Raw genomic sequence first — 21,655 nt, 5'->3', positions numbered from 1 at the left:
TAACAGACGGTAAAACGGGGCTTGGGTACAGGCCCCGCGCGTTATTAACCTGAGGGTTGAGGCGGCGAGACTCAGAGGAGCCGCAGCAATGGACAAGGTTGATTGGCGACTGAAGGGTTTCGAATTTATTAACTGCAATTGCGACTACGGTTGCCCGTGCCAGTTCAACGGGCGGCCGACGCAGGGGGATTGCAAGGCGATTGGCGCCGTCCGCGTGGACGATGGTTATTTCGGGGATGTCCGGCTCGACGGTCTGTCCTTTGTAATGACCCTGAAATGGCCGGGAGCGATCCACGAAGGCAACGGTGAGGCCCAGGCGTTCATCGACGAGCGGGCCACCCAGGAACAGCGGGATGCCCTGCTGGCGATCCTGTCGGGAGAAACCTCCGAGCCGGGGGCCACGTTCTTCAATGTGTTTGCCAGCACCATGACGAAGATGCACGACCCGGTGTTCTGTGACATCCGGATCGAGGGCGATGTGGACGACCGGACCGCCCGGGTCAAAGTCGGTGACATGATTGAGGCCGAAGGCCAGCCGATCATTAACCCGGTGACCGGTGAAGCGCACCGGGCGCGTATCGACCTCCCCGGGGGCTTCGAGTATGCGGTGGCGGAAGTGGCCAGTGGCCGAACCCGGGCCAGCGGCGCGATTCCGCTGGCACTGGATGCCAGTCACAGCCATATGTCGCGCCTGGATATCGGGCCGACCGGCGTACACCGTTAGGTGATTCGGCATGGGCAATGTCGACTCCCGAGCGCTGGCGAGCCCACCGCTCTCGCGTCAGAGTATGGCCCTGCTCGGTGGTGTCGGGTTGGTTATCCTGCTGAGCTGGTGGTACCTGGTGGACATGGCGCTGGGCATGGACAGCATGGCGTCCATGGGGCAGATGATGACCTTCCGGCCCTGGACCGCGACCTACGCCGTCATGATGTTCCTGATGTGGGCCATCATGATGATGGCCATGATGCTGCCCAGCGCGATTCCCATGGTCCTGGTACACCGCCAGGTGGCGGCCTATAACCGGCAGCCGCGACAAACCGCCGGAACGCTCCTGTTCGTGACCGGGTACGGCCTGGTCTGGGTGCTGTTCAGCGTCGTGGCGACGGCCCTGCAGTGGCTGCTGGAGCAGTGGGCGATCCTGTCACCCATGATGCGCAGCCAGAGCCTGGTGTTCAGTGGCGTGGTGTTGTTGCTGGCCGGGCTGTACCAGTGGTCTCCCTGGAAAGCGGTGTGCCTGCGTCACTGTCGAGGCCCGGCGGGGTTTATCATGCAGCACTGGCAACCGGGGCTGGCCGGTGCGTTGCGCATGGGGCTGGTGCACGGCGCCTACTGTGTGGGCTGCTGCAGCGCCCTGATGGTGTTGCTGTTCGTCGGCGGGGTGATGGATCTGCTGGTGATCGCCGGCCTGACCCTGGTGGTGTTGCTGGAGAAGGTGATGCCCGGCGGCGAATGGCTGGCCCGGGGCCTGGGGGTGTTATCGGCCCTCGCGGGGAGCTGGTTGCTGGTATCGGCGTTGGCCTGAAGCCGGGCACTGGCCGGCTCCAGGTACGCGATTGGCTACTTCAGCCCGAAGCCTCGCTGCTTGAGGAAGTCGCTCATGTGCGGGCGCAGTTTGGAGGTGAACAGCGGCTTGAGCTGTTCCGACCAGGTAGTGTCCTTGGTGCCGCCGGTGCGGGAATGGTAGTAGTCGCGCATGGTGCTGTCGAAGGCGGCCACCAGCGGTTCGTCCTGGGCGTCCTGGTAATAGTCCTCCTTCAGCACGGCCTCGATGGGCAGGCGCGGCTTCACTTCCGGCGACTGATCGGGATAGCCCAGGCACAGGCCGAAGACCGGGTAGACATGCTCGGGCAGACGCAGCAGCTCGCTGACCTCCGCCGGGTTGTTACGGATGCCACCGATGTAGCAGATGCCCAGCCCCTCGGACTCGGCCGCCACCACCATGTTCTGGGCCATCAGCGCGGTATCCACGCTGGCCACCAGCAACTGTTCCATCATGCCACGGACCACGTCCGCCCCGGCGCGCTCGGCCGCTTCGGTGGAGCGTTTCATGTCAGCGCAGAACACCAGGAAATCCGAACACTCGGCGATGTAGGCCTGGCCACCGGCCAGTTCGGCCACTTTGGCGCGGTTGTCCGGATTCACCACGTGGATGATGGAATAAGCCTGCACGTGGTTGGAGGTGGCCGCGCTCTGGCCCGCTCGCACCAGGGTTTCCAGCAGGGGGCGGGGGATTTTCCGGTCGCTGAACTTGCGGATGGAGCGGTGCGATAACAGGGTCTCGATGGTCGGATTCATGGAACCTCGCTGTAATCCGGTGGGACGAACGCTCATTCTGCCTGTTTTTCCGGTGGGCTCAATCGTTGGGCTTGATCGGGGAAACGTCTGAAACCGGCAATCAATACGGCAACATGACCGTGAGCATGTTAAAAGCTGTTAAACGCATAGAAAGTAACAAAAAATACATAGAATCTCGTGCGACCAACCGGAACAATTCGCCCTAAATAGAATAAAAGCAATGGCGGATTACCACAGCATTCATTTCACGAAGTCGTGCCGTTCGCAACAACGTGCCGTTCATAATAAGGAGAAGGCCGGTGTCCCTGAATCTGTCCTGGCGTCAGAAATTTCTCGCGTTGATCGTGGTCACGCCCCTGGGCTTCCTCGCCATCGCCCTCGCTGTGATCTGGGGGTTGGAGTCTGTGTCCTCGTCCTACCGGGACGCCTTCGACATGATCAATCACCAGAGTCGCTACGGCGATCTCATCACCCGCTACAACGGCGTCGAAAAAGACCTGGCGAATTTCCAGTCCGCGGATCGCGATGCCGTGATCCAGCGCCTCGATACCTTTCTCGCCAAAGCCCAGGATCTGAGCGCCCAGAGCAAGAAGCTGGACGACCCGGCGGTGCGCAAGCTGGCGGACCAGGTGTCCAGCCAGTCGCGCCAGTATGTCGAGCAGCGCAAGACCTGGATCGACGAGCTGCAGACCCTGGGCCTGACCGATGAGGAGGGCATGCGCCAGACGCTGACCAAGGCGCTGCTGGACCTGAAGAATCTGTCCATCAGTCTCTTCGACGAGACGGTTGAAGCGGTTGAGCAGGGCAAGTCCCGCTACATCAACGAGCGCGATGTCACCGGCGCCGAGGGGGCTCGTCAGGCGATATCGGATCTGGAAGCCCTGGTCAAACAGTACGATTGGGAAGACAACGTGATCGGCGAGAAGGTCAAGGCCTACCGCAAGACCTTCGACCAGGCTGACAACCAGATGCAGGCCCTGCTGGCTGTGGACAGCCAGGCCACCGCCTCGGGTGAGGCCCTGCAAGCGGCCGTCATGAAACTGAGTGAGACGCTGCACTCCAGCATCGTGGCCCGCTCGCTGGCCGAGGCCGAGAACGCGGAAACCTCAGCCCGCTGGGCCAGCCTGGGCACCCTGGGCGTCTTCGGACCGGTGCTGGTGATCGCGCTGTTCATTGCGTCCCGCACCCTGGTGCGCCGCCTGCAGCGGACGGTGGAAGTGCTGTCCGGCGTGTCCGACGGCGACCTGACCCAGCACCTGACGCCCGGCAAGAATCCCCGCGATGAGTTCAATCAGCTGGCGTCGGCGGTGAACCAGATGATCGACAACATCGGCCACCTGATGCGCGACGCCATCGGCAGCACCGACAGCCTGGTCCAGGTGCGCCAGCAGCTCGACCAGAGCATGGCGCGTCTGGCGGCCAACAGCGACACGGTCGAATCACAGACCGTGCAGGCGGCCACCGCCAGCCAGCAGATTTCCGTCACCCTGGCGGATGTGGCCCAGCGCACGTCCCAGGTGGGCGTGTCCACCCAGAAAGCCAATGAAGCGGCCCAGTCCGGCGCCGAGGTGATCCAGAAAAACATGGCCACCATGGACAGCCTGTCTGACCTGATCCAGGAGTCCCACAATCACGTCAAGCAGCTGACCCAGTCCAGCTCCCGCGTCACCGGCATCATCGACGTGATCAACGGGCTGGCGGACCAGACCAACCTGCTGGCCCTCAACGCGGCCATCGAAGCGGCCCGGGCGGGCGAGGCGGGGCGTGGCTTCTCGGTGGTGGCCGACGAAGTGCGCACCCTGGCCCAGAAAACCGTCGAGGCCACCAACAGCATCGTCAGCATCATCGATGACCTCAACAAGCAGACCCGCCTGATGGACCAGGTGATCGGCAACGGCCTGAAACTGGTGGAGGAAAGCGAAGCCAGCGCCGGCGAGATTGCCAGTGCCATGGGCCATGTCACCGAGTCCATTGCGTCGCTGACCGCCGAGATGGACCAGGTGGTGGTCGCCGTCGAGGAAATCTCCACCACCACCGACGACATTGCCCAGAAGATGGAGGAAATCCGTCACCAGAGTGGCGAGTCCCAGACCATCGGCACCGAGCTGGGCGAGCAGAACCAGCGCCTGGCGGATCACGCCGAGCGCCTGTCCGGCAGCACCCGCCGCTTCCGGGTGGCCTGAAGCAGGCCCTCTCCGGTGCGGCCCGGACGGCGGCCGCGCCGGGGGTTTCCTCCCGCCTGTCTGGCACCCGGAGATTGTCTGAGCTGGATCAAACTGTCGCCCCGCGTCGGTGTCAAACTGAATGCAGGAGCAGTGTCAGTCGCTCCCGAAAAGTCGCCCTCGAAAAAAGGGGCGGACATGAGCTGGGATGGGAGGAACGGTGATGGACATCAGAAGACATGGCGTGGCCATCGGTATCGAGCGGGTGGACAATCAGTTCCTGCTGACTTTCAAGGCGCAGGGCAAGCTGACCCACGAAGACTATGAGACCATCACGCCGATGATCGAGTCCGCCCTGGCGGCGGTGGAGAAACCGAGGATTAAAGTGTTGTTCGACGCTTCCGAGCTGGAAGGCTGGGGGCTCCGGGCGGCCTGGGATGACTTCAATCTAGGCCTCAAACACGGCAAGGAGTTCGACCGGATTGCCATCTTCGGCGACAGGCACTGGCAGGATCATGTCGCCAAGATCGGTGCCTGGTTCATCTCCGGTGACCTGAAGTTCTTCAAGACGGAGGCCGAGGCGCTGGCCTGGCTGAACGGCTGAGCTTGTCCGCTTGAGACTGTCCGGTTGAGGTTGCCGGCGAGGGCGGCGGCTTTACCCGGCGTCGGCCGCGTGATGCAATGGCCGTCAGGAGGTACCGATTGTGACAACACTGCTGATCATTCTGGCGGTCCTGTTCCTGACGCTGTTTATCCTGATACCGATTCTGGAGAAGTACGCCGGCAACGACGACGGGCGCGACTACAGCAAACTGACCCGCTGGATTTTCCCGCTGCTGGCGCTGCTGATCGTCATGCAAATGGTGCAGCATTTCTTCTTCTAGGGAGCCGGGCAAGAGGCTCTCCAAAGGGCCTTTCTAGTCGGGCCCCGGCGTTCTGGCGTCGGCGATCGGGGACTCCTGCCGGGCATCGTCCCGGTGCTGCTGGCGCCAAAGCGCCGCGTAATGGCCGTTTCTGGCCAGCAGACTGGCGTGGTCGCCGCTTTCGACGATGGCGCCCTGGTCCAGCACCAGGATGCGGTCGGCGTCGCGAATGGTGGACAGGCGGTGGGCGATCACCAGGGTGGTGCGGCTGCGGCTGACCTCGTTCAAAGCGCCGAGAATGGCCTGCTCCGAGAGAGAATCCAGTGACGAGGTGGCCTCATCCAGGATCAGCAGCGGCGGGTTCTTGAGGATCACCCGCGCGATGGCCACCCGCTGCTTTTCACCGCCGGACAGCTTCAGTCCGCGTTCCCCCACCCTGGTGTCATAGCCCTCCGGCAACGCTTCGATAAACCGGTCCAGATGGGCCAGTCGGGCGGCGTGATGCACGTCCTCCGCCGTTGCCTCCGGCCGCCCGTAGGCCAGGTTGTTGTAGAGGCTGTCGTTGAACAGCACCGTGTCCTGGGGCACCACGCCGATGGCGCGGCGCAGGCTGTCCTGGGTGACGTCGCGGATGTCCTGGCCGTCGATGGCGATGCCGCCGCTGTCCACGTCGAAGAAGCGGAACAGCAGGCGGGCCAGGGTGGACTTGCCGGCGCCGCTGGCGCCGACGACCGCGACTTTGGTGCCGGCGGGCAGGGTAAAGTCGATGTCCCGAAGGATCGGGCGATCGGGACGGTAGGCAAAGCCCACGTGTTCAAAACGGACGGTCGCGCCGTCGGTGGCCAGCTCTGGCGCGTCCGGTTTGTCGGTGATCGTGGGTGGCTGCTCCAGCAGCCCGAACAGCCGCTCCACGTTCACCAGTGCCTGGCGAATCTCCCGGTACACGAAACCCAGCGCATTGAGCGGGATGAACAGCTGGATCAGGTAGGCGTTGATCATGGTGAAGTCGCCCAGGGTAATGGCGCCGCTGATCACGTCCGACACCGCCATACCCATGATCACGATCAGCGCCACGCCGATGATCAGCGCCTGGCCGGCGTTGAGCGTGGCCAGTGACAGTCGGTTTTTCAGGCGCGCGCCTTCCCAGGCCTTGAGGTCCTCGTCGTAGACTTTCGATTCGTGGGCCTCGTTGTTGAAGTACTTCACCGTCTCGTAGTTGAGCAGGCTGTCCAGGGCGCGGGCGTTGGACTCGTTGTCCCGGGCGTTGGATTCCCGCACGAAGCCGGTGCGCCACTCGGTGACCTTGACCGAGAAGATGATGTAGGCCAGCACCGCGACGATAATGGCCACCACATACGCGGGCCTGAAGGCGATCAGCAGAATGCCGGCCACCAGGATAATCTCCAGTATCGTGGGCACGATGTTGAACAGGGTGAAGCGCAGCAGGAAGCTGATGCCGGTGCTGCCGCGCTCCATGTCCCGGGCCAGCCCACCGGTCTTGCGATCCAGGTGGAACGCCAGCTCCCGGGCGTGCAGGTGCTCGAACACCTTGAGCGACACCCGCCGCATGGCGCGTTCCGCCACCCGCGCGAAGATGGCATCGCGCACCTCGTTGAACAGCGTGCCGCTGAAGCGTAGCAGGCCGTAGCCCACCACCAGCATCACCGGCACCCATAGGGCCGCCTCGCCGCCACGGCCCTGGTCCAGGGCATCGACGATGTATTTCAGCGCCACCGGCGTGGCGACCGTGGCGAGTTTGGCGATCACCAGGCAGACCGCGGCCAGGATCACGCGGCCGCGGAATTCCAGGAAGTAGGGCCAGAGGCTGGCGATGATGCGCCAGTCCGGTTTTCTGTTGGCGAAATCGTCTTTGTCGGCGTAAGGATTCAAAGCCGTGGTTGTCCTGTGACGGTGTGGGAATGATCAGGGAGTACGTGCACTGAGCGGTGACCGATCTGTCGAGTATCGCGGTGTCGACCGGCCCCGGCAAGCCCGCATTGGATGCGGCGGCGCGAATGAAAGTCGCAGCCAGGGAACGGTGCTGCAAGACCGTCGTGTTGTGAAAGAAGAATGCTGCGAAGGGGAAGAGACCGGTCACGGAGCGGGCGGCGCCCCGTGACCGGTCGGAGGGGTCAGCTTTCGGCGGAGGCGTCTTCGTCTTCGGCCGCTTCGGGGTCAGCTGGTGCCGGACGGTGCTCCATGGCGTTGATCCAGATCGGGTTGGAGAACGCCTTCTTGCCCTCGGCGTCTTCCACCACCACCGCGTAGAAGGTGTCTTCGTAGGCGGTGATCTCGAACTCGGCCCGGCCCTTCACGTCATCCTCGTCGAAGGAACGCTGGTCGACCACCTGGCCGTCCTGGCCGATCAGCTGGATCGACTTGAGGCCGTTGGCCGCTTCCAGGTCGAAGCCCAGGGTGGTGCTGTCGCCGAGCTTCATGTTCAGGTCGTCGCCGAACACCTGGTCCGGGTAGACCATCGGCCCGAAGGTGACGAACGCGTGGCCGTCACGCAGAGCGGTGACAAAGCTGGGGGCGTCGAGATGGCCGGACACCTTGGCATAGGCGCGTACCGCGCCCGAGCGGTGCTTCCAGACGTCGTGCACGTCGGAACCGGCGCTCAGGTAGATGCGCTCGCCGTGGCTCCAGTGATCCCAGGCCTTGCGCAGGGTCTTCTCGTACTCGCCCTCGGCGTTTATCTCCATCAGGTCGAAGCGCGGGAAGTAGCCGCCGGTCGCGGTGCCGTTCTCCACGTTGGTGTAGTAGCCGTACTTGATGTACGGGTGGTTCATCTGGATGGCCTCGCCGCCCAGAGCCTGTGTCTGCTCCATGATGTCCTGCACCGATGCCTCACCGGAGTTGAGGGTGTAGTTCGCGTCCGGATCGATCGGGTAGGGGTTGAAGTGGCCCCAGGATGGCGAGATCTCGATCGACGGGATGAACGGCACATCGCGGCCGGCGGACAGCTTGGCCGCTTCCGGCAGGTTGCGGGTGGTGTCGTGATCCAGCAGCAGGGTCAGGTCCAGACCGGCGGCCAGCTGCGAGCGGATCGCGAACTCCGGCGGTGTGAAGCCGTCCAGCACGTCGGAGTGATGGTGCATGTCGGCGGCGTACCAGCCGTGCTGGTTGGGGAAGGCGACCTGCTCGACCTCGACTTCCTCGGTGGTCGTCTCGCCGGCGTCTACATCCACGTCGACCCGGGTGGCGCGGCTCAGGAAGTTCTCGCCGTAGCTCACGTCGAACTCGTAGTCGCCTGGGGCGATGGCGATTTCCCGCTCGCCGACCGTGTCCAGTTCGGTGAAGTAGGTGGTCTGACCCAGGAAACCGACCAGCGGCGTCTGCCCTTCGCGGATGGTCAGACGTGCATCGCGAGGTTCTTCGCTGTCTTCGTCGACGACCTTGAAGTGCACCTTGCCGGGCGCGCGCACGTCGTCGAAATCGATCGTCCGGTCGCTGTCGGCGGTGACTGTCACCGAGACCGGCTCGCTGTCGGCGTAGCTGCGGCCCGTGGCGTACAGCTCGTACTGGCCGGTGGGCAGGTTCAGGTCGTAGGCGCCGTCCTGGCCGACCACCCAGGTGTAGGGCTCGCCGTCGCGTTCCACCACGACCACGGGCTTGTCGACGCTCTCGCCGTCCGGTGTCTGGACGCTGCCGGAGAGGTGGCCGGATTCCATGCCCAGGCGCTCGATGTCAGAGTCGACCGCGCGGGCGATGCTGCCGTCCGGCAGCACCTGGATCCAGGCCTCGAAGATGCGCGACGCCTTGGGAGCGAGGTCCTGTTGCTCGTACAGGTCGCGGGCGTCGTAGTCGATGTAGTTCATGTAGGGCGCGTGCAGCACGAATCCCCAGTTCTCGTCATAGGCGGCGGACCAGTTCGCCACGGCCTTGTCGGTGGGGCCTTCCTCGGTGCCGTGCATGCCCGGCGGACCAAACAGGTGGCCGCCGTCCGGCCACATCACGTAGCCGGACAGGATGTCCTTGTAGTGCTTCTTGCTGTGGTTGGTCATCTCGGTGACCACGTGGATCTGGTCGGATCCTTCCTCCAGGGAGTAGACGGTGACCAGCTCCACGCCTTCCCAGTCCCGTTCGACGCGGACTACGGCGCGATCGGAGTCGTCCTCGACGATCCGGAAGCGTTGATAGGTGGTGGGCCAGCTGGACCAGTTGTTGGGAATGAAATCGATCAGGGACACCTTGTCCCGGGCCGGTTTGCCGTCGATCACCGGCGCGGCGTCGATGATGCCGCCAGGCGCCACGCCCCACGGCGGCGGGGTCTTGACGGCGATGGACGCCACCAGGCGGTCGTTGCGCAGGGTGATGTCTTCAGCGGATTGGGCGTCCCCGTTGACCAGCGGGGTGGCGCCGCGCTCGACGGAAACGTCGGCAGAGGCTTGGCCCGCGCCCAGGGCGAGGCCCAGTAGCGCGAATGCGGTCAGGCGTGCAGTGGACATGGTATCTCCTTATGGCCTTGTCGTATGCGAGTCGGGTGTCGGAAACCGGTTTGTTGGATCTTGTGTCGTCCGTGTGCGGTGCCCGGCTGAAGGGAAGGGTACGAAGCCTTGAATGTCTGTTCAATAGCCATCTTTGTTCCGGCGTTCTGCCGGAACTGTCAAGAACCCTCGCACAATTGCGAATACCACCGGTTGCATAGCTTGCTTAGAATACAGGCTTCGCTCGCTGAAGGATGCCCCATGCCGTTTTCGCTCCGCTCGCTGCTGGCCTACCTGTCCCTGATCCTGGCGGTTTTTGCGTTCCTGCCCGGCGCCACCTATGCCGGTGCCCTGGCGGTGGCGATCGTCGTCATACTGGGCTGGAAGGACATGCGACGGGTGCCGCAGGGCGTCTTCCTGGTGGCCTGTATTGGCCTGGTCTATGCCCTGTGGCGCGATATCGACCTGCTGGCGCCGGCGGTGGCCAACGTCACCCGGCTGGCAGGGCTGGTGCTGGCGGTGATGCTGCTGTCGACGGTGCTCGGGCGCTCAAGGGATCTGCAGCGGATTTCGGTGAGCCTGTTCGCGGGCCGCCCCACCACACGGTACCTGAGCCTGGCGTTTGGTACGGCGATGGTATCGATTCCCCTGAATTTCGGCTCCGTCGCCGTGGTGGGCAGCCTGGTGGGCGAACGCATCCGCCGGGACGGCGATTCCGCCGCCACCCGCAATGCCACCCGCGCGGTACTGCGCGGGTTCGGCACCACGCCCTCGTTCTCGCCCCTGTCCATCTCGGTGGTGCTGACCCTCACCTTGCTGCCGGGGCTGACCAGTGCTTCACTGATGGCCGTAGCCATTCCGTTTGCGGTTTTGATGGTGTTTCTGGGGCTCATCTGGCGCGAGCCGGAAGCGCCGGAGGACGAGGCGGGCACGGACGAATCCGCCAACCTGGCCGCGTGGTTGCGCTTCGCCGGCGTGATCGTGGCGATCTGCATTGGCGTCTTTGTGCTGAGTCACCAGTTTGCCGTGAGCTACGCCCACGCGGTGACGCTGAGCTGTCTGGCGGTGGTGATCGGGGCCCGGCTGCTGGCCTGGAGCCGTCGCCGGAACCCGCCGCTCGCCAGCATGGACAAGGTGAGCAACGAGCTGGCCATCGTCGGCGGATCGGCCTTTATCGGCGCCATCATCAGCGGTCTCGTCCTGGGCCAGATCAACGGCGCCGCCGAACTGCCGCACTGGAGCTGGCCGCTGCTGGCCGCCTGCGTGCCCTGGATATACTTCCTGGCGGGCCTGGCTGGCATCAACCCGATCGTCATCGGTACCCTGGCCGGCGGGATCCTCGGGTCGATCTGGCCGGAAAGCGCCGTCCTCGGCCTGGGCGTGGCCATGGTCACCGGCTGGGGCATCACAGCCTTCGGTACGCCCTTCGCCGCCAATGCCCTGATCATGGAACGTCTGACCGGCTACCGGGCCAACGACGCCTCCCTCAAGTGGAGCCTGGCGCTGTCCTGCACCGGGCTGGGCCTGGCCAGCGTCCTGTCTGCCGGCATCACCTACGCCCTGAACTGATTACGCCCTGAACTGATTCGTTCGTCCTGCCGGGAGCGGCGTGACCTGCGCCACCGGTGCCTTGTGTCCATCAAACGCCGTTTCCTGTTGTTTGTCGGAAGCATCCATGGCCCGTTACCGACGTGTTATCTCCCCTTGTAATCCGCTTTTTGTGTCATAAGGTTAGTAAGTAAGCCTCTTTACGCGTCCCGAATGCGGACAGCGCTGATTTCGATCCACCCATGCGTTTCAATTCAATCGACTCTGGAGATTGCGATGGCGGGTGCAAGTGAGAGCTTTCATGAATCCGAAGAGCTGTTATCGGAGCAGACCAAGGAGATGCACCGGGCCCTGGTGTCCGTGCAGGAGGAACTGGAAGCCGTCGACTGGTATCAGCAGCGCGCCGATGCCAGCAGCAATGAGGAACTGAGAGGACTGTTGCTGCACAACATGCGGGAGGAAATCGAGCACGCCTGCATGGTGCTGGAATGGCTGCGGCGCAACCACCCGGACTTCGCCCAGCAGATGTCCATCTACCTGTTCTCCGACAAGCCCATCCTGGAGGCCGAGGAAAGCGACAAGGACCTCAGCGATGCCAGGGCGGACGATTCCGGGGGCACGCTCAACGCGTTCACCATTGGTACCATGAAGGGGGCGTCGTCATGAATTACCTGAATCGGGGCAATGCCTCGTTCTCCCAAGACATCTGGGAGCAGATCGATCAGGTGGCCGTCACCGCCGCACGGGAAATCCTCACCGGCCGCCGCTTCCTGGACGTCGACGGACCCTACGGTGTGGGCCTGACCGCCATCGAAGTGGGCGAGGAGGGCTACTGCCGTCAGCCGGCACCCGATGAAGCCGGCGCTGTGCTCAGTCGCGCGGTGGCGATTCCCATGCTGCGCAAGAGTTTCGACCTCAGCGTGCGGCGCCTGGAAGGCTTCCAGTCCATGGGGCAGCCGCTGGACCTGCGTTCGGTGGAAGACGCCGCCGAAGCCGTGGCCCGGCGCGAAGAAGAGTTCATCTACTACGGCCAGCCTGATTTCGGTCTGGAAGGCCTGATGACCGCGCAGGGGCGCAACGAGGTCAAGTGCGCCGACTGGAGCAAGATCGAGGAAGCGCTCAACGACGTGCTGGCGGCGGTCAACCACCTGGACGACAAGGGCTTCCATGGCCCCTACGCCCTGGCCCTGTCGCCGCGCTGGTACAACCTGCTGTTCCGGCGCTACGAGGGCACCGACATGTTGCAGCTGGAGCATCTCAAGCGCCTCTGCGAAGTCGGCGTGTTCAAGGCCGAAATTGAGGGCGGGGTGCTGGTCGACCCGCGCGCCGGTCGCATCATCGTCGGTCAGGACCTGATGACCGGCTACTCCAGCAACGACGGCATCCATCACCAGATGTTCGCCAGCGAGAGCCTGGTGCTGCGGGTGGAGGAGCCCGGCGCCATCTGCTCCCTGTCGAAGAAGAAGTAAGCCGCCATGGCGAGCCCGTCCGACATCCGCCGGGCCCGGCAGCTCGCCCAGGCCACGCTGGAGGACCTGGACAGCCTGGATCAGTCACGCCGGAACAGCGGGGATGCGGGACTGCGGTCGATGCTGTCCCGCATCCACCAACGCCGCTGGGCGCAGTCCTCCCGCTTGCTGGAGTGGGCCGGTCGCCAGATGGGTGGCGTGGTGCCGGAGATCCCCACCGACCGCGGCGAGGCTGGAACCGACGCCGCCGAACCCGAACCTGGGGCGAACGGAACCCCATCACCAACAGCAGAAGACCCGACTCGTCCGACCGTCAGCGACATCGTCACCGTGACCGACGATCTGGTGCGCTTTACCGTGCCGCGCCCGGCGGATTTCCGATTCGAACCCGGTCAGTCGGTCAAGGTCGGCGTGGGCGACGTCCGACGCAGCTTCTCCATCGTCTCCGCACCCCACGAACCGCAGCTGGAATTCTTCGTGGAACGGGTTCCGGGCGGGCGCATGTCGGAGCAGTTGCGGAACCTGACGGTCGGCCAGCCGGTTGACCTGGGCACGCCCAAGGGCGGACTGCGCTTCGACAGTCGCTTCGCCAGTCACCTCATGATCTCCACCGTCACCGGTGTGAATCCCTTCATCAGCATCCTGCGCGCCGCGTTCCAGCAGACCGATCCCGGACAACGCTTCCACGTGCTGCAGGGCGCCAGCTATCAGGACGAATTCGGCTACGCCGACGAACTGACCGAGCTGGCCACCGCCCATCCGAACCAAGTGTGCTACCTGGCCACCGTCAGTCGACCGAACGAGGCGCGTAACGCGGGCTGGTCGGGCTGCACGGGTCGGGTGGATACGCTGGTGGAAGCCTACATCCGGGAAGCGGGGCTGCGGCCGGAGGACACGCTGGTGTACCTGTGCGGGCATTCCGGGATGATCGATGCGCTGACGCCGCGTTGTCGGGAACTGGGGTTTGAGGTGCGTACTGAGAGTTATGACTAGGAGCCGCCGCCCCTCGGAAAACCGGCACAGACCAGTTTTGCGGATCACCAACCCCTAAATTAAACCTGCCCCGGCTTCCCGTCCGCGATACTGTTTTTTATACAGTTATATTGAAATGACAAAATGAAGAAGCCAAACGAAGACATGGCGCTAACGGCGACGAGACGCTAAAGTGTTGTTTAAATGGAATTAGCGACCGTGCCGAGACCGCCCGTAGGGCGACATTATCGAGAACGCACGATTATTCGATATCGCGGAACGCGGTCTAAGCACTGTTAGGGCTCACAACAGGACAAGTCATGATTGAGAAACAATCCCCTTACCTTGCTCATCAACATAGGCTTGCTGATGTAATCGCTGCAATCCAGGTAATGGGTACATATAGGTATTCGGGACGCAAGGTAGAGTCATGGGCTAATTTGCTCGGCGAAAAGCCAAAGAGCGCGAATGACTGGCAATCCATTTTTAATGAGCATCCCGAATTTTTTCGGGCCGGTATAGGCGATGACGATTTTCAGTCACTAGTCGTTCGGCGCGCTCAACCTAGAGTTTATAACACACAGACTGAAGAAGTAATTACGGTAGAGCAATTCAAGGCATTGCCGAAAGACAATAGGTCTCATATCTCCCGTTTGCCTCTGTCCTCCGAACAAATCCTTGCATTAATAGATGTAGCAGTGAAGCTACAAACTCAAGCAGTTGTTCGTCGTAAGGAGCTTCGATGGTGGGTGCCGGTGGTCATCGGCGTGTTGTCCTCATTGGTTGGTGTATTTGTCGGAGCGGCAATTAAAGGTGGGTAGCGCTAAGTCACGCCCTAACAATCGCAGGCAATCCGACAGCTTTTCCGTTGCGCCTGCGGCTCCACTACAAAGCTGCGGTTGCTGCGGGCGTTATATGTGAGAGCCTATGTCTGAAGCCGCGCATAATAAAGTGAATCTGGCCATCGAGCAGTTGGAAACCGCTCTCTCGCTCTTTCTTGAAGAGCGCAGTTATGTTTCGGCTTTGACACTTGCCGGGGCGGCAGAAGAAATTTTAGGCATGGCTCTGAAAAGCAAAGGCATCGAGAACTCATTGCAGGAGTCATATCGAGTTTACTGTGATCCAGCTTTTTCTTGGTTGAATCCATCGAAGACATGGGCTGAGTACACCACTCATGGGAAAAATCGTGTCAGAAATGCCATCAAGCACCTTTCCTCAAGCAATGACCTCTCCTTTGATGCCGACATTGAAGACGAAGCATTGTGGATGCTAGTTCGAGCTGTTGGCAATTACAGCCGCCTTGGCTTCACGCCTACCAAGCTCATGCACGAGTTTGACGGGTGGTTCTATGAAAATATCGTCGGCATATAACCAGCCGCTGTTGTTGGACAATTTTTACACCGCTGCGCGGCTCCAAAATTGCCGCAAAGCTCCGCGTTAGCTGTTCAAGTTAATTTATAAACATTTCTTTTGGGTTAAAAATAAAAGATGGATGCACAATCAATTCTCACGTTGCCCCAAAAATACCGGCGAACCTTCGTTGTGCTGTTGATCGCTTTGTTTACGATTGCGTTACTGCTCGATTGGAAGCTCAGCACATTACCCTTCATCGAAACGCTGCTTGGATATATTAGAGCTATTGCGGCAGCAATTATCACGTCACTGTTTTTATTGTGGGTAGTGAGCTCTTTTATTCCTCGACAAAAAACTGCCGAAGGTATGGCTGAGCTTGAAGCCGGAAAAATAACTAAGGAATTCGACAAGCTGTTGAGCACGGCCACGAGGTGGCGTTATAAGGGAAACTTTGGCCGGTATATGCGAGGTAAGGTTCTCCCAGCCTTGGCAGATCGATAAAACTGCCATATTAGTGCTTGCGTGATCGACCCCAACAATAAGGCATTGTGCGAAAAGCACGCGTCATACCGAAGCAAAATAAACTCAATCGATAAGGGAAAACAGTACGATGCCGACACCGTCGCCCTACAGATTTTAGTAACTGTTGTTATTTGTTCTTGGTATTCAAATAATCGAAGGGTGATCATAGATTTATATCTAAGTGCTTCATTTGATCCTGTTAGGATAGATTCAAATGACGAGGCAATGATCATAACAGTGGAAGACCGTCGACAACCGGCGCTCAAAATCAACCGAGATCATTTCATCTATGAACACTTTGAGACATCAATGGAGTTTGCGCGAGATCAGGGGACGAAAGTAGACCTTGATGGTATGCGGCGTGGAATTGAATTCGCCCAGATTGAGGAAAGTGATGTATCTGATGCCCTTGAAAGGGCCGGAATGACGGAGCTGTGTAACAAAATTACACCGAAGGTTGTTCTCCAGGCGTGTCGGGAGTCGAAAAATCCATATGAAAACTGAAATTTCAGATGTGCTCAGTTTTCTTCGAGAAAACTTTAGCTCTCTCTCGGCCAATTTGGTTCCGCTTTGGCATCCGCTTGGGTTCGTCTCCTGTGTTATCGACGAAGTTTCTTCAAGCCATATTGCACGCGTGCATTATTGGCCTGAAGGTGAGCGAAGAGTCAAAAACCCCGATTGGCCTATTCATACCCATACTTACAGATTGGAGAGCCTCGTACTGGCGGGAGCGGTGAGGGACTTACAGTACCGTGTTCAGCCGGGGACGGAGTGGTGTGAATACTCCGTTAGTTATTATAGTGGTGGTTCAGAGATAGTTAGAACATCTAATGAAGTCGATGCCTTTGCAGAAGTGGATGAATTACGTCGGTCCGGGAGTCGTTATGAGGTTCCTCGTGGTGTATATCATCAAACACTGGTGCCACACGAGCAGTCTGCAGTTACCCTCGTACTGTTGACTGATCATTGTTCCGACGCACCAAAAGTATTGGGCTCGAAGCTTGCTGAACGCTATCCATACGATCGAAAATCGTTTGATCGCGAACGATTTTGGGGCGCTATCAAAGAGGCTTTGGGAAATCAGCTAACAAACGCAGGCAAGGGACTCTCCTGATGTCGCGCCCCTGCTGCAAGCGTTATGCAACCAGTAAGCACATATGGAATACGAACTTAAAATCGAAAAGCCATTGGCATATTTAGACCAAAACATATTGGATTTATTTGTTAAAGGTAATACAGGTCTTATGGATGAGCTTTCTTCTAAGTTTCATGTGGTTTATTCGGATGAAACTCTCAAAGAAATCAAGAGATCCGGCGAGAATGCCTTTAAGTTCATAGAAATCCTAAAGAAGCTAGAAGCCTACCATGTTAGGATAAATGTGGAAGCAGGTAGCTTTTTAATTAAGGGCGATGCGACAGTAAACAGCACTGGAGTAGAGTACGTCTATCAGGATTACTTAGATAGAGAAAGAGCAGAAGAGGATGATGTTGTTGCAGCCGGAAACAAATGGCTACATAAATTCTTCGGAGGGCAGCCGAATTTGGATTTTGCATCGCTATATGGGGAGCAAAGGGCTACATTTTCTGCTCTGGTTGAAAAAATAGAATCCCTGGGAGCGGAAACCGACGATGAAGTTCCTGGGTTAGCCGAGGTTCTTCGAGCAAAGAAAACTGAACTTTTGGCAGACTTTGAGCGTTCGATTTCCGAAATTGAATCCAGAATGCAAGAAGATATTGGTGATGGCGTAGACTGGTCTGGAGTCAGTGATTTTCGAGGTTCTATACAACTCGGGCCCGTGGAGCTAAACAACATTGAATCTCCTGACGTCGTTAAAAAAATATGGGAGCTGGTACAGAAGAAGGAAGAGCATTTTAAGAACATTAGCGTTGAGCAGTTCTTATCATTCAAACAGGCAGCAGCCCAACCTGAGCGAGCACTCCATACACATGAGAAAATACATGCGATTTATAATATGCTAAACATGGTGGGCTATTTCCCCGACACAAAACAACATAATGAAAGGCGGTTTGTTTCTGCTCAAAGTGATGCTATTCACGCTTCAATGGCGGGCTTTTGCCAGGTGGTTGTTTCTAGGGATGAACGGTTTGTAAAAAAGCTCAGCGCAGCTCTTGAGTACTTAAATTTAAATACGCAGGTATTCTTTGTTAAAACACAAAATGCATAACAAACGGCTCCACGCTGACGTCCAAACCTGCGCAGTTTTTGTGGTTTCGCTGCGCTACACTTTAACACAAAATCCGCTCCGGTTTGGCCGCAGTTGAGCCGGGCGTTAACTGTAGGAGAAAGAGTGGCATCACACGAAACGTTCATGGCCCTCGCTCTATCTGAGTCCAAAAAGGCATTACCATCTTGTTTTCCGAATCCCCCTATTGGATGCGTGTTGGTAAGAGATGGAGAGATAGTCGCTACCGGTTACACGAAAGCTCCCGGTGGATATCATGCTGAGGCTGATGCCTTAGCAAAGTGTTCCGGACTCTTAACGGGGCTGACGGCTTATGTGACACTGGAGCCTTGTTCATTCCATGGTCGAACGCCATCGTGTGCGGATACATTGATTAAACAGGGAATTAAACGCGTAGTTGTCGCACTGGTTGATCCTGACCCAAGAAACAATGGCAAGAGCCTAGAAAAATTACGCCAAGCTGGTGTCGATGTCGTTCAGGGTGTTTATTCGGGAGAAGTCGGTGAATTTTTGGAGCCCTACTTGGGCAACAGTTGACCAATTGTTCAAGTTTGCTGCCGGCCTGACGGCCGTCCGCCGGACGCCTACTACGCTGCGCTCCGCAGGCGCCGCTTAACATTCAGCGTTAACTTTCTATGAATCTTAGACCTCTTTTTTTTGCCTTATTCATAGGGCTCCCTTCAACAGCGTTAGCTTGCAGTTGCGTTCCGCACGGCGAACTCGAAGCGGATCTCCCAAAGTGGGTATCAAGCGATGTTGGAGCCTTTGTGGCGGTAGCAAGAGTAGAGAGCGTTCAGCGCCTGGAAGATGCGGAAAAGACCGAAATCACCACATTTAGAGTTGTTGAACAGTTCGGAAACTATCGTGAACAGACGTTTACGACGAAGATTGCGAACGCTTGTTGTTTGTGTGGTATGAGCTTTGAACTGGATGAGTCCTATCTCGTCTATGTTTATCCCTCTGATGGTGGTTACTTCACGACGAGTATCTGCTCCAGGACTAAAAGGGCAGATCGCGCGAGTGATGAGATAGATGCCATACGCCAGTTCAAAGTTAACAAGTAGTTGTAGTTGGTTATGGACTTCCCAAGCTGCAGTGAACACTCCATAGCGCCTCTGCGGCGGGTGTTGTTCTCAGCATTTATGGAAGCTACCGCACCAACAAATAAACCACCGCCGCCGCCAGAACCGCCGAAATCCCCTGCCAAACCGCCACCGGATTTCGCTCCAGCAGCGGTGGCCGCGTCTTGTTGAGATAAGCCTTATTAGGATGCCGCAGGTCGTAAGTAAACTCGGACAACTCCTGGTAGCGTTTGTCCGGGTTGGGGTGCAGGGCCTTTTTCAGGGTTTCGTCGATCCAGGCTGGAATCGGGCGTTCATCGTCCAGCACCGAGCGGTACTTCAGGGTGCGCTGGGCGGCGGCGGTTTTGGCTTTGGCCACATCCGGGCCGTAGGGAAAACGGCCGGACAGCAGGTGATAGGTGAGCACGGCCAGGGAGTAGAGATCGGACCGCGCGGTGCCCACTTCGCCTATGAAATACTCCGGCGCCATATACAGCGCGGTGCCGGGCAGGGCGAGGGGATCGTGGTCGGTGCGCGCTTCCTCGATGCCGGCCACCCGGGCGGCGCCCAGGTCAATCAGGCGCACGGTGCCGTGGGTGTTGATCATCACGTTGTCCGGCTTCAGGTCCTGGTGCAGGATTTCCATCCGGTGCAGGGCGTACAGGCCCTTGCTGATCTGCTCGACCAGGCCGCGCACGGTTTCCAGATCCGGCTGCGGGTTGTCGGCCAGCCACTGCTTCAGGGTCTGTCCCTCGATGTATTCCGTGACCGTGTAGAGGTACTGGCGCTGGCGCGTCTGCGGGCCGGCTTTCATGACGTGCGCGCTGTGGACGCGGCGGGCGATCCACTCCTCCATCAGCAGCCGCTCCAGGTAGTCCTCGTCCTGTTGCAGGTCGATGGATGGCAGCTTCAGCACGACCCGTTCGCCGCTGTCCGGATCTTCCGCCAGATAGACGTGGCTGCGGCTGGTGGCGTGCAGTTCGCGCAGGACGGTGTAGCCGTCGAAGTTCGCACGGTCTTCCAGTACCGGCGGCAGGGGCAGGTCGGCGATGGTGGCGTGGAAATCGGGCGTGGTGGCCCGAGGGAGCGAATCCACCCGAGCGATCTGCAGGGTCAGGTTGTCGTTGCTGCCGTTGTAGAGGGCGTGGTCGATGATGCGCCTTGCGGCTTCGTTCAGATCGTCGGCGTATTCCTGGCAGCAATGGAGAATGAAGGCGGTGTCGGCGTGTTCGTAGACGCCGTCGGTGGCCAGGATAAACAGGTCGCCCGGCCGGATGGCGACGGACCGGTAATCGAGTTCCACCGTCTCATCGATGCCCAGCGCCCGGCTCAGGTAGTTCTCTTCGGGCGAGACCCAGATGCGATGATCGTGGGTCAGCTGTTCCAGCCCGGCCTCGTTCAGACGGTAGATGCGGGTGTCGCCCGCGTGGATCAGGTGCGCCCGGTCGGCCTTGAACACCAGCGCACTGAGGGTGCAGACGTAGCCGCGGTTCTTGTCGAAGCGGGCGTCGCTGCGTTGGGTCTGGGAGTGCAGCCAGCCGTTGGTGGCGGTCAGCACCCGTTCCATCGCGTGGCGCACGGACCAGGCGTCGGAGGTGCAGTAGTAGTCGTCCAGAAAGGCGCGCACGGCGGTTTCGCTGGCGATGTGGCTGACATCGCTGCTGCTGATGCCATCCGCCATGGCCAGGGCAATGCCCTTGATATCCCGCATCGAACCGGTCGGGATGTGGCAGCCGTGGAAGTCCTGGTTGGACGGTTTGTGCCCGCGGTCGGTGTGCTGGCCGAGGGCAATGGTCAGTCGGTTTTCCATATCCAGAGCGGACACCCCCGCCGCTGAGGCGGAGGTGTTCCGGGACGGCAAGCCGCCTCAGGCGGTCGCCCGCTCGGTAGAAGGATGCGTGTCGATCTTGCGCTTGGGCGCGGTCCGCACGTGGGTGGTGTACAGGGTCAGGCCGGTGAAGGCGAGGCCGCCCACCAGGTTGCCCAGCGCCGTGGGGATCTCGTTCCAGATGAAGTAGTCGGCGATGGAGAAGCCGCCACCCATGATCATCGCGGACGGGAACAGGAACATGTTCACCACCGAGTGCTCGAAGCCCATGAAGAAGAACAGCATGATCGGCATCCACATGGCCAGCACCTTGCCGGTCACGTTGGTGGAAACCATCGCGCCGACCACGCCCATGGACACCATCCAGTTGCACAGCATGCCGCGGATGAAAATGGTGATCCAGCCGGCGGCGCCGTACTCGGCGTAGCCCAGGGTCCGGGATTCGCCGATGCCGGCGATCTTCTGGCCCACCGGGCCGGGGTCGGCGTTGAAGCCGTAGGTGAAGATGAACGCCATCATGAAGGCGACGGTCAGGGCGCCGGCAAAGTTGCCCAGGAACACCCAGCCCCAGTTACGCAGGATCTGGCCGACGGTGACGCCGGGGCGTTTGTCGAGCAAGGCCAGGGGCGTGAGCATGAAGACCCCGGTCAGCAGGTCGAAGCCCATCAGGTAGAGCATGCAGAAGCCGATGGGGAACAGTATGGCGCCGATCAGGAAGACGCCGGTCTGCACCGCGACGGTGACCGCAAAGACCGCCGCCAGGGCCAGGATGGCGCCGGCCATGTAGGCGCGGATCAGGGTGTCGCGGGTGGACATGTAGATCTTGGATTCGCCGGCGTCCACCATCTTGGTGACGAATTCTGAAGGAACCAGATAGGACATGGTAGCTACCTCACTCAGTGATCACGTGTTGAATCGCTGTCGGGCCGCCTCGCATGGACGGCTTTCTT

At 59.9% G+C, this 21,655-nt stretch carries 22 protein-coding genes; 16 read left to right on the top strand and 6 right to left on the bottom strand.

Features of this window, described 5'->3' with window-relative positions:
- The first annotated feature begins 88 nt into the window (after nucleotides 1-88).
- The gene (locus tag GQB00_RS07250) at nucleotides 89-724 is read left to right on the top strand and encodes a DUF1326 domain-containing protein (protein ID WP_165855728.1); all 636 of its coding nucleotides are present in this window, start codon (nucleotides 89-91) and stop codon (nucleotides 722-724) included.
- A gap of 10 nt (nucleotides 725-734) precedes the next feature.
- On the top strand, nucleotides 735-1,523 hold the full coding sequence (locus GQB00_RS07245) for a DUF2182 domain-containing protein (RefSeq protein WP_207950629.1): 789 nt from the start codon (nucleotides 735-737) through the stop codon (nucleotides 1,521-1,523).
- A gap of 35 nt (nucleotides 1,524-1,558) precedes the next feature.
- On the opposite strand, the gene nfsA is transcribed toward GQB00_RS07245, so the two are convergent.
- Complete coding sequence (gene nfsA, locus GQB00_RS07240; RefSeq protein WP_165855727.1) at nucleotides 1,559-2,296, bottom strand: oxygen-insensitive NADPH nitroreductase; 738 nt, start codon at nucleotides 2,294-2,296, stop codon at nucleotides 1,559-1,561.
- 299 nt (nucleotides 2,297-2,595) lie between these two features.
- Here nfsA and GQB00_RS07235 point away from each other — a divergent pair, with 299 nt between their 5' ends.
- The 3 genes from GQB00_RS07235 to GQB00_RS07225 all read left to right on the top strand — a co-directional run bounded on the left by GQB00_RS07235 (nucleotide 2,596) and on the right by GQB00_RS07225 (nucleotide 5,342).
- Complete coding sequence (locus tag GQB00_RS07235) at nucleotides 2,596-4,479, top strand: methyl-accepting chemotaxis protein (RefSeq protein WP_165855726.1); 1,884 nt, start codon at nucleotides 2,596-2,598, stop codon at nucleotides 4,477-4,479.
- A gap of 202 nt (nucleotides 4,480-4,681) precedes the next feature.
- Nucleotides 4,682-5,062, top strand: coding sequence for an STAS/SEC14 domain-containing protein (locus GQB00_RS07230; RefSeq protein WP_165855725.1), 381 nt, complete (start codon nucleotides 4,682-4,684; stop codon nucleotides 5,060-5,062).
- 100 nt (nucleotides 5,063-5,162) lie between these two features.
- Nucleotides 5,163-5,342 carry a hypothetical protein gene (locus GQB00_RS07225; protein WP_111495135.1) on the top strand — a complete coding sequence of 60 codons (180 nt, stop codon included), beginning with the start codon at nucleotides 5,163-5,165 and terminating at the stop codon, nucleotides 5,340-5,342.
- Nucleotides 5,343-5,375: 33 nt separating this feature from the next.
- Here GQB00_RS07225 and GQB00_RS07220 read toward each other — a convergent pair whose 3' ends face one another.
- Both GQB00_RS07220 and GQB00_RS07215 read right to left on the bottom strand, forming a co-directional pair.
- Nucleotides 5,376-7,211, bottom strand: coding sequence for an ABCB family ABC transporter ATP-binding protein/permease (locus GQB00_RS07220; RefSeq protein WP_165855724.1), 1,836 nt, complete (start codon nucleotides 7,209-7,211; stop codon nucleotides 5,376-5,378).
- A 242-nt stretch (nucleotides 7,212-7,453) separates the two neighbouring features.
- Nucleotides 7,454-9,769 carry a CehA/McbA family metallohydrolase gene (locus tag GQB00_RS07215; RefSeq protein ID WP_165855723.1) on the bottom strand — a complete coding sequence of 772 codons (2,316 nt, stop codon included), beginning with the start codon at nucleotides 9,767-9,769 and terminating at the stop codon, nucleotides 7,454-7,456.
- Nucleotides 9,770-10,009: 240 nt separating this feature from the next.
- On the opposite strand from GQB00_RS07215, the gene GQB00_RS07210 reads away from it, so the two are divergent.
- The 11 genes from GQB00_RS07210 (at nucleotide 10,010) to GQB00_RS07160 (ending at nucleotide 18,353) form a co-directional block, all read left to right on the top strand.
- Entirely contained in the window at nucleotides 10,010-11,317 is a 1,308-nt protein-coding gene (locus GQB00_RS07210) for a hypothetical protein (protein WP_165855722.1), read from the top strand.
- 255 nt (nucleotides 11,318-11,572) lie between these two features.
- Nucleotides 11,573-11,962: an encapsulin-associated ferritin-like protein gene (locus GQB00_RS07205; protein ID WP_111495143.1), complete on the top strand. Its 390-nt coding sequence runs from the start codon at nucleotides 11,573-11,575 to the stop codon at nucleotides 11,960-11,962.
- A complete protein-coding gene (locus GQB00_RS07200; protein ID WP_165855721.1) occupies nucleotides 11,959-12,765 on the top strand; it encodes a family 1 encapsulin nanocompartment shell protein in 807 nt (268 codons plus the stop codon). Before GQB00_RS07205 ends, GQB00_RS07200 begins: the two co-directional genes overlap by 4 nt.
- Nucleotides 12,766-12,771: 6 nt before the next feature.
- Nucleotides 12,772-13,758, top strand: a complete 987-nt coding sequence (locus GQB00_RS07195) for an FAD-binding oxidoreductase (protein WP_165855720.1) — start codon at nucleotides 12,772-12,774, stop codon at nucleotides 13,756-13,758.
- Between the two features lie 299 nt (nucleotides 13,759-14,057).
- Entirely contained in the window at nucleotides 14,058-14,558 is a 501-nt protein-coding gene (locus tag GQB00_RS07190) for an N-carbamoyl-L-amino acid amidohydrolase (RefSeq protein ID WP_162628872.1), read from the top strand.
- Nucleotides 14,559-14,664: 106 nt separating this feature from the next.
- Nucleotides 14,665-15,108 carry a hypothetical protein gene (locus GQB00_RS07185; RefSeq protein ID WP_165855719.1) on the top strand — a complete coding sequence of 148 codons (444 nt, stop codon included), beginning with the start codon at nucleotides 14,665-14,667 and terminating at the stop codon, nucleotides 15,106-15,108.
- Between the two features lie 117 nt (nucleotides 15,109-15,225).
- Complete coding sequence (locus GQB00_RS07180) at nucleotides 15,226-15,591, top strand: hypothetical protein (RefSeq protein ID WP_165855718.1); 366 nt, start codon at nucleotides 15,226-15,228, stop codon at nucleotides 15,589-15,591.
- 21 nt (nucleotides 15,592-15,612) lie between these two features.
- Nucleotides 15,613-16,116 carry a hypothetical protein gene (locus GQB00_RS07175; RefSeq protein WP_165855717.1) on the top strand — a complete coding sequence of 168 codons (504 nt, stop codon included), beginning with the start codon at nucleotides 15,613-15,615 and terminating at the stop codon, nucleotides 16,114-16,116.
- The gene (locus tag GQB00_RS07170; protein ID WP_165855716.1) at nucleotides 16,106-16,726 is read left to right on the top strand and encodes a hypothetical protein; all 621 of its coding nucleotides are present in this window, start codon (nucleotides 16,106-16,108) and stop codon (nucleotides 16,724-16,726) included. The genes GQB00_RS07175 and GQB00_RS07170 overlap by 11 nt, the downstream gene beginning before the upstream one ends.
- 43 nt (nucleotides 16,727-16,769) lie before the next feature.
- Nucleotides 16,770-17,798, top strand: a complete 1,029-nt coding sequence (locus GQB00_RS07165) for a hypothetical protein (protein WP_165855715.1) — start codon at nucleotides 16,770-16,772, stop codon at nucleotides 17,796-17,798.
- Nucleotides 17,799-17,921: 123 nt separating this feature from the next.
- On the top strand, nucleotides 17,922-18,353 hold the full coding sequence (locus tag GQB00_RS07160; protein WP_323127253.1) for a bifunctional diaminohydroxyphosphoribosylaminopyrimidine deaminase/5-amino-6-(5-phosphoribosylamino)uracil reductase RibD: 432 nt from the start codon (nucleotides 17,922-17,924) through the stop codon (nucleotides 18,351-18,353).
- Nucleotides 18,354-18,562: 209 nt separating this feature from the next.
- Here GQB00_RS07160 and GQB00_RS07155 read toward each other — a convergent pair whose 3' ends face one another.
- Genes GQB00_RS07155 through GQB00_RS07145 form a run of 3 tightly spaced genes read right to left on the bottom strand, consistent with a single transcriptional unit; the run spans nucleotide 18,563 to nucleotide 21,587 of the window.
- Nucleotides 18,563-18,919 (bottom strand): hypothetical protein, encoded by a 357-nt coding sequence (locus GQB00_RS07155; RefSeq protein ID WP_165855714.1) that lies wholly within the window; start codon nucleotides 18,917-18,919, stop codon nucleotides 18,563-18,565.
- Between the two features lie 46 nt (nucleotides 18,920-18,965).
- Nucleotides 18,966-20,687, bottom strand: a complete 1,722-nt coding sequence (locus GQB00_RS07150) for a bifunctional protein-serine/threonine kinase/phosphatase (protein ID WP_165855713.1) — start codon at nucleotides 20,685-20,687, stop codon at nucleotides 18,966-18,968.
- A 57-nt stretch (nucleotides 20,688-20,744) separates the two neighbouring features.
- Nucleotides 20,745-21,587, bottom strand: a complete 843-nt coding sequence (locus tag GQB00_RS07145; protein WP_165855712.1) for a formate/nitrite transporter family protein — start codon at nucleotides 21,585-21,587, stop codon at nucleotides 20,745-20,747.
- Between the last annotated feature and the right edge of the window lie 68 nt (nucleotides 21,588-21,655).

Source organism: Marinobacter sp. JSM 1782161 (assembly GCF_011421605.1).
Taxonomy (GTDB): domain Bacteria; phylum Pseudomonadota; class Gammaproteobacteria; order Pseudomonadales; family Oleiphilaceae; genus Marinobacter_A; species Marinobacter_A bohaiensis.
Note: the sequence above shows the minus strand (reverse complement) of the source record. Positions and strands in the feature narration are given on the sequence as shown.

What these genes read in the sequence shown, in the direction of transcription:
- GQB00_RS07165 (WP_165855715.1), top strand. Translation starts at nt 16,770, where the DNA reads ATGGAATACGAACTTAAAATCGAAAAGCCATTGGCATATTTAGACCAA.
- GQB00_RS07245 (WP_207950629.1), top strand. Translation starts at nt 735, where the DNA reads ATGGGCAATGTCGACTCCCGAGCGCTGGCGAGCCCACCGCTCTCGCGT.
- GQB00_RS07190 (WP_162628872.1), top strand. Translation starts at nt 14,058, where the DNA reads ATGATTGAGAAACAATCCCCTTACCTTGCTCATCAACATAGGCTTGCT.
- GQB00_RS07170 (WP_165855716.1), top strand. Translation starts at nt 16,106, where the DNA reads ATGAAAACTGAAATTTCAGATGTGCTCAGTTTTCTTCGAGAAAACTTT.
- GQB00_RS07250 (WP_165855728.1), top strand. Translation starts at nt 89, where the DNA reads ATGGACAAGGTTGATTGGCGACTGAAGGGTTTCGAATTTATTAACTGC.
- GQB00_RS07205 (WP_111495143.1), top strand. Translation starts at nt 11,573, where the DNA reads ATGGCGGGTGCAAGTGAGAGCTTTCATGAATCCGAAGAGCTGTTATCG.
- GQB00_RS07200 (WP_165855721.1), top strand. Translation starts at nt 11,959, where the DNA reads ATGAATTACCTGAATCGGGGCAATGCCTCGTTCTCCCAAGACATCTGG.
- GQB00_RS07180 (WP_165855718.1), top strand. Translation starts at nt 15,226, where the DNA reads ATGGATGCACAATCAATTCTCACGTTGCCCCAAAAATACCGGCGAACC.
- GQB00_RS07150 (WP_165855713.1), bottom strand. Translation starts at nt 20,687, where the DNA reads ATGGAAAACCGACTGACCATTGCCCTCGGCCAGCACACCGACCGCGGG.
- GQB00_RS07185 (WP_165855719.1), top strand. Translation starts at nt 14,665, where the DNA reads ATGTCTGAAGCCGCGCATAATAAAGTGAATCTGGCCATCGAGCAGTTG.
- GQB00_RS07230 (WP_165855725.1), top strand. Translation starts at nt 4,682, where the DNA reads ATGGACATCAGAAGACATGGCGTGGCCATCGGTATCGAGCGGGTGGAC.
- GQB00_RS07145 (WP_165855712.1), bottom strand. Translation starts at nt 21,587, where the DNA reads ATGTCCTATCTGGTTCCTTCAGAATTCGTCACCAAGATGGTGGACGCC.
- GQB00_RS07215 (WP_165855723.1), bottom strand. Translation starts at nt 9,769, where the DNA reads ATGTCCACTGCACGCCTGACCGCATTCGCGCTACTGGGCCTCGCCCTG.
- nfsA (WP_165855727.1), bottom strand. Translation starts at nt 2,296, where the DNA reads ATGAATCCGACCATCGAGACCCTGTTATCGCACCGCTCCATCCGCAAG.
- GQB00_RS07195 (WP_165855720.1), top strand. Translation starts at nt 12,772, where the DNA reads ATGGCGAGCCCGTCCGACATCCGCCGGGCCCGGCAGCTCGCCCAGGCC.
- GQB00_RS07210 (WP_165855722.1), top strand. Translation starts at nt 10,010, where the DNA reads ATGCCGTTTTCGCTCCGCTCGCTGCTGGCCTACCTGTCCCTGATCCTG.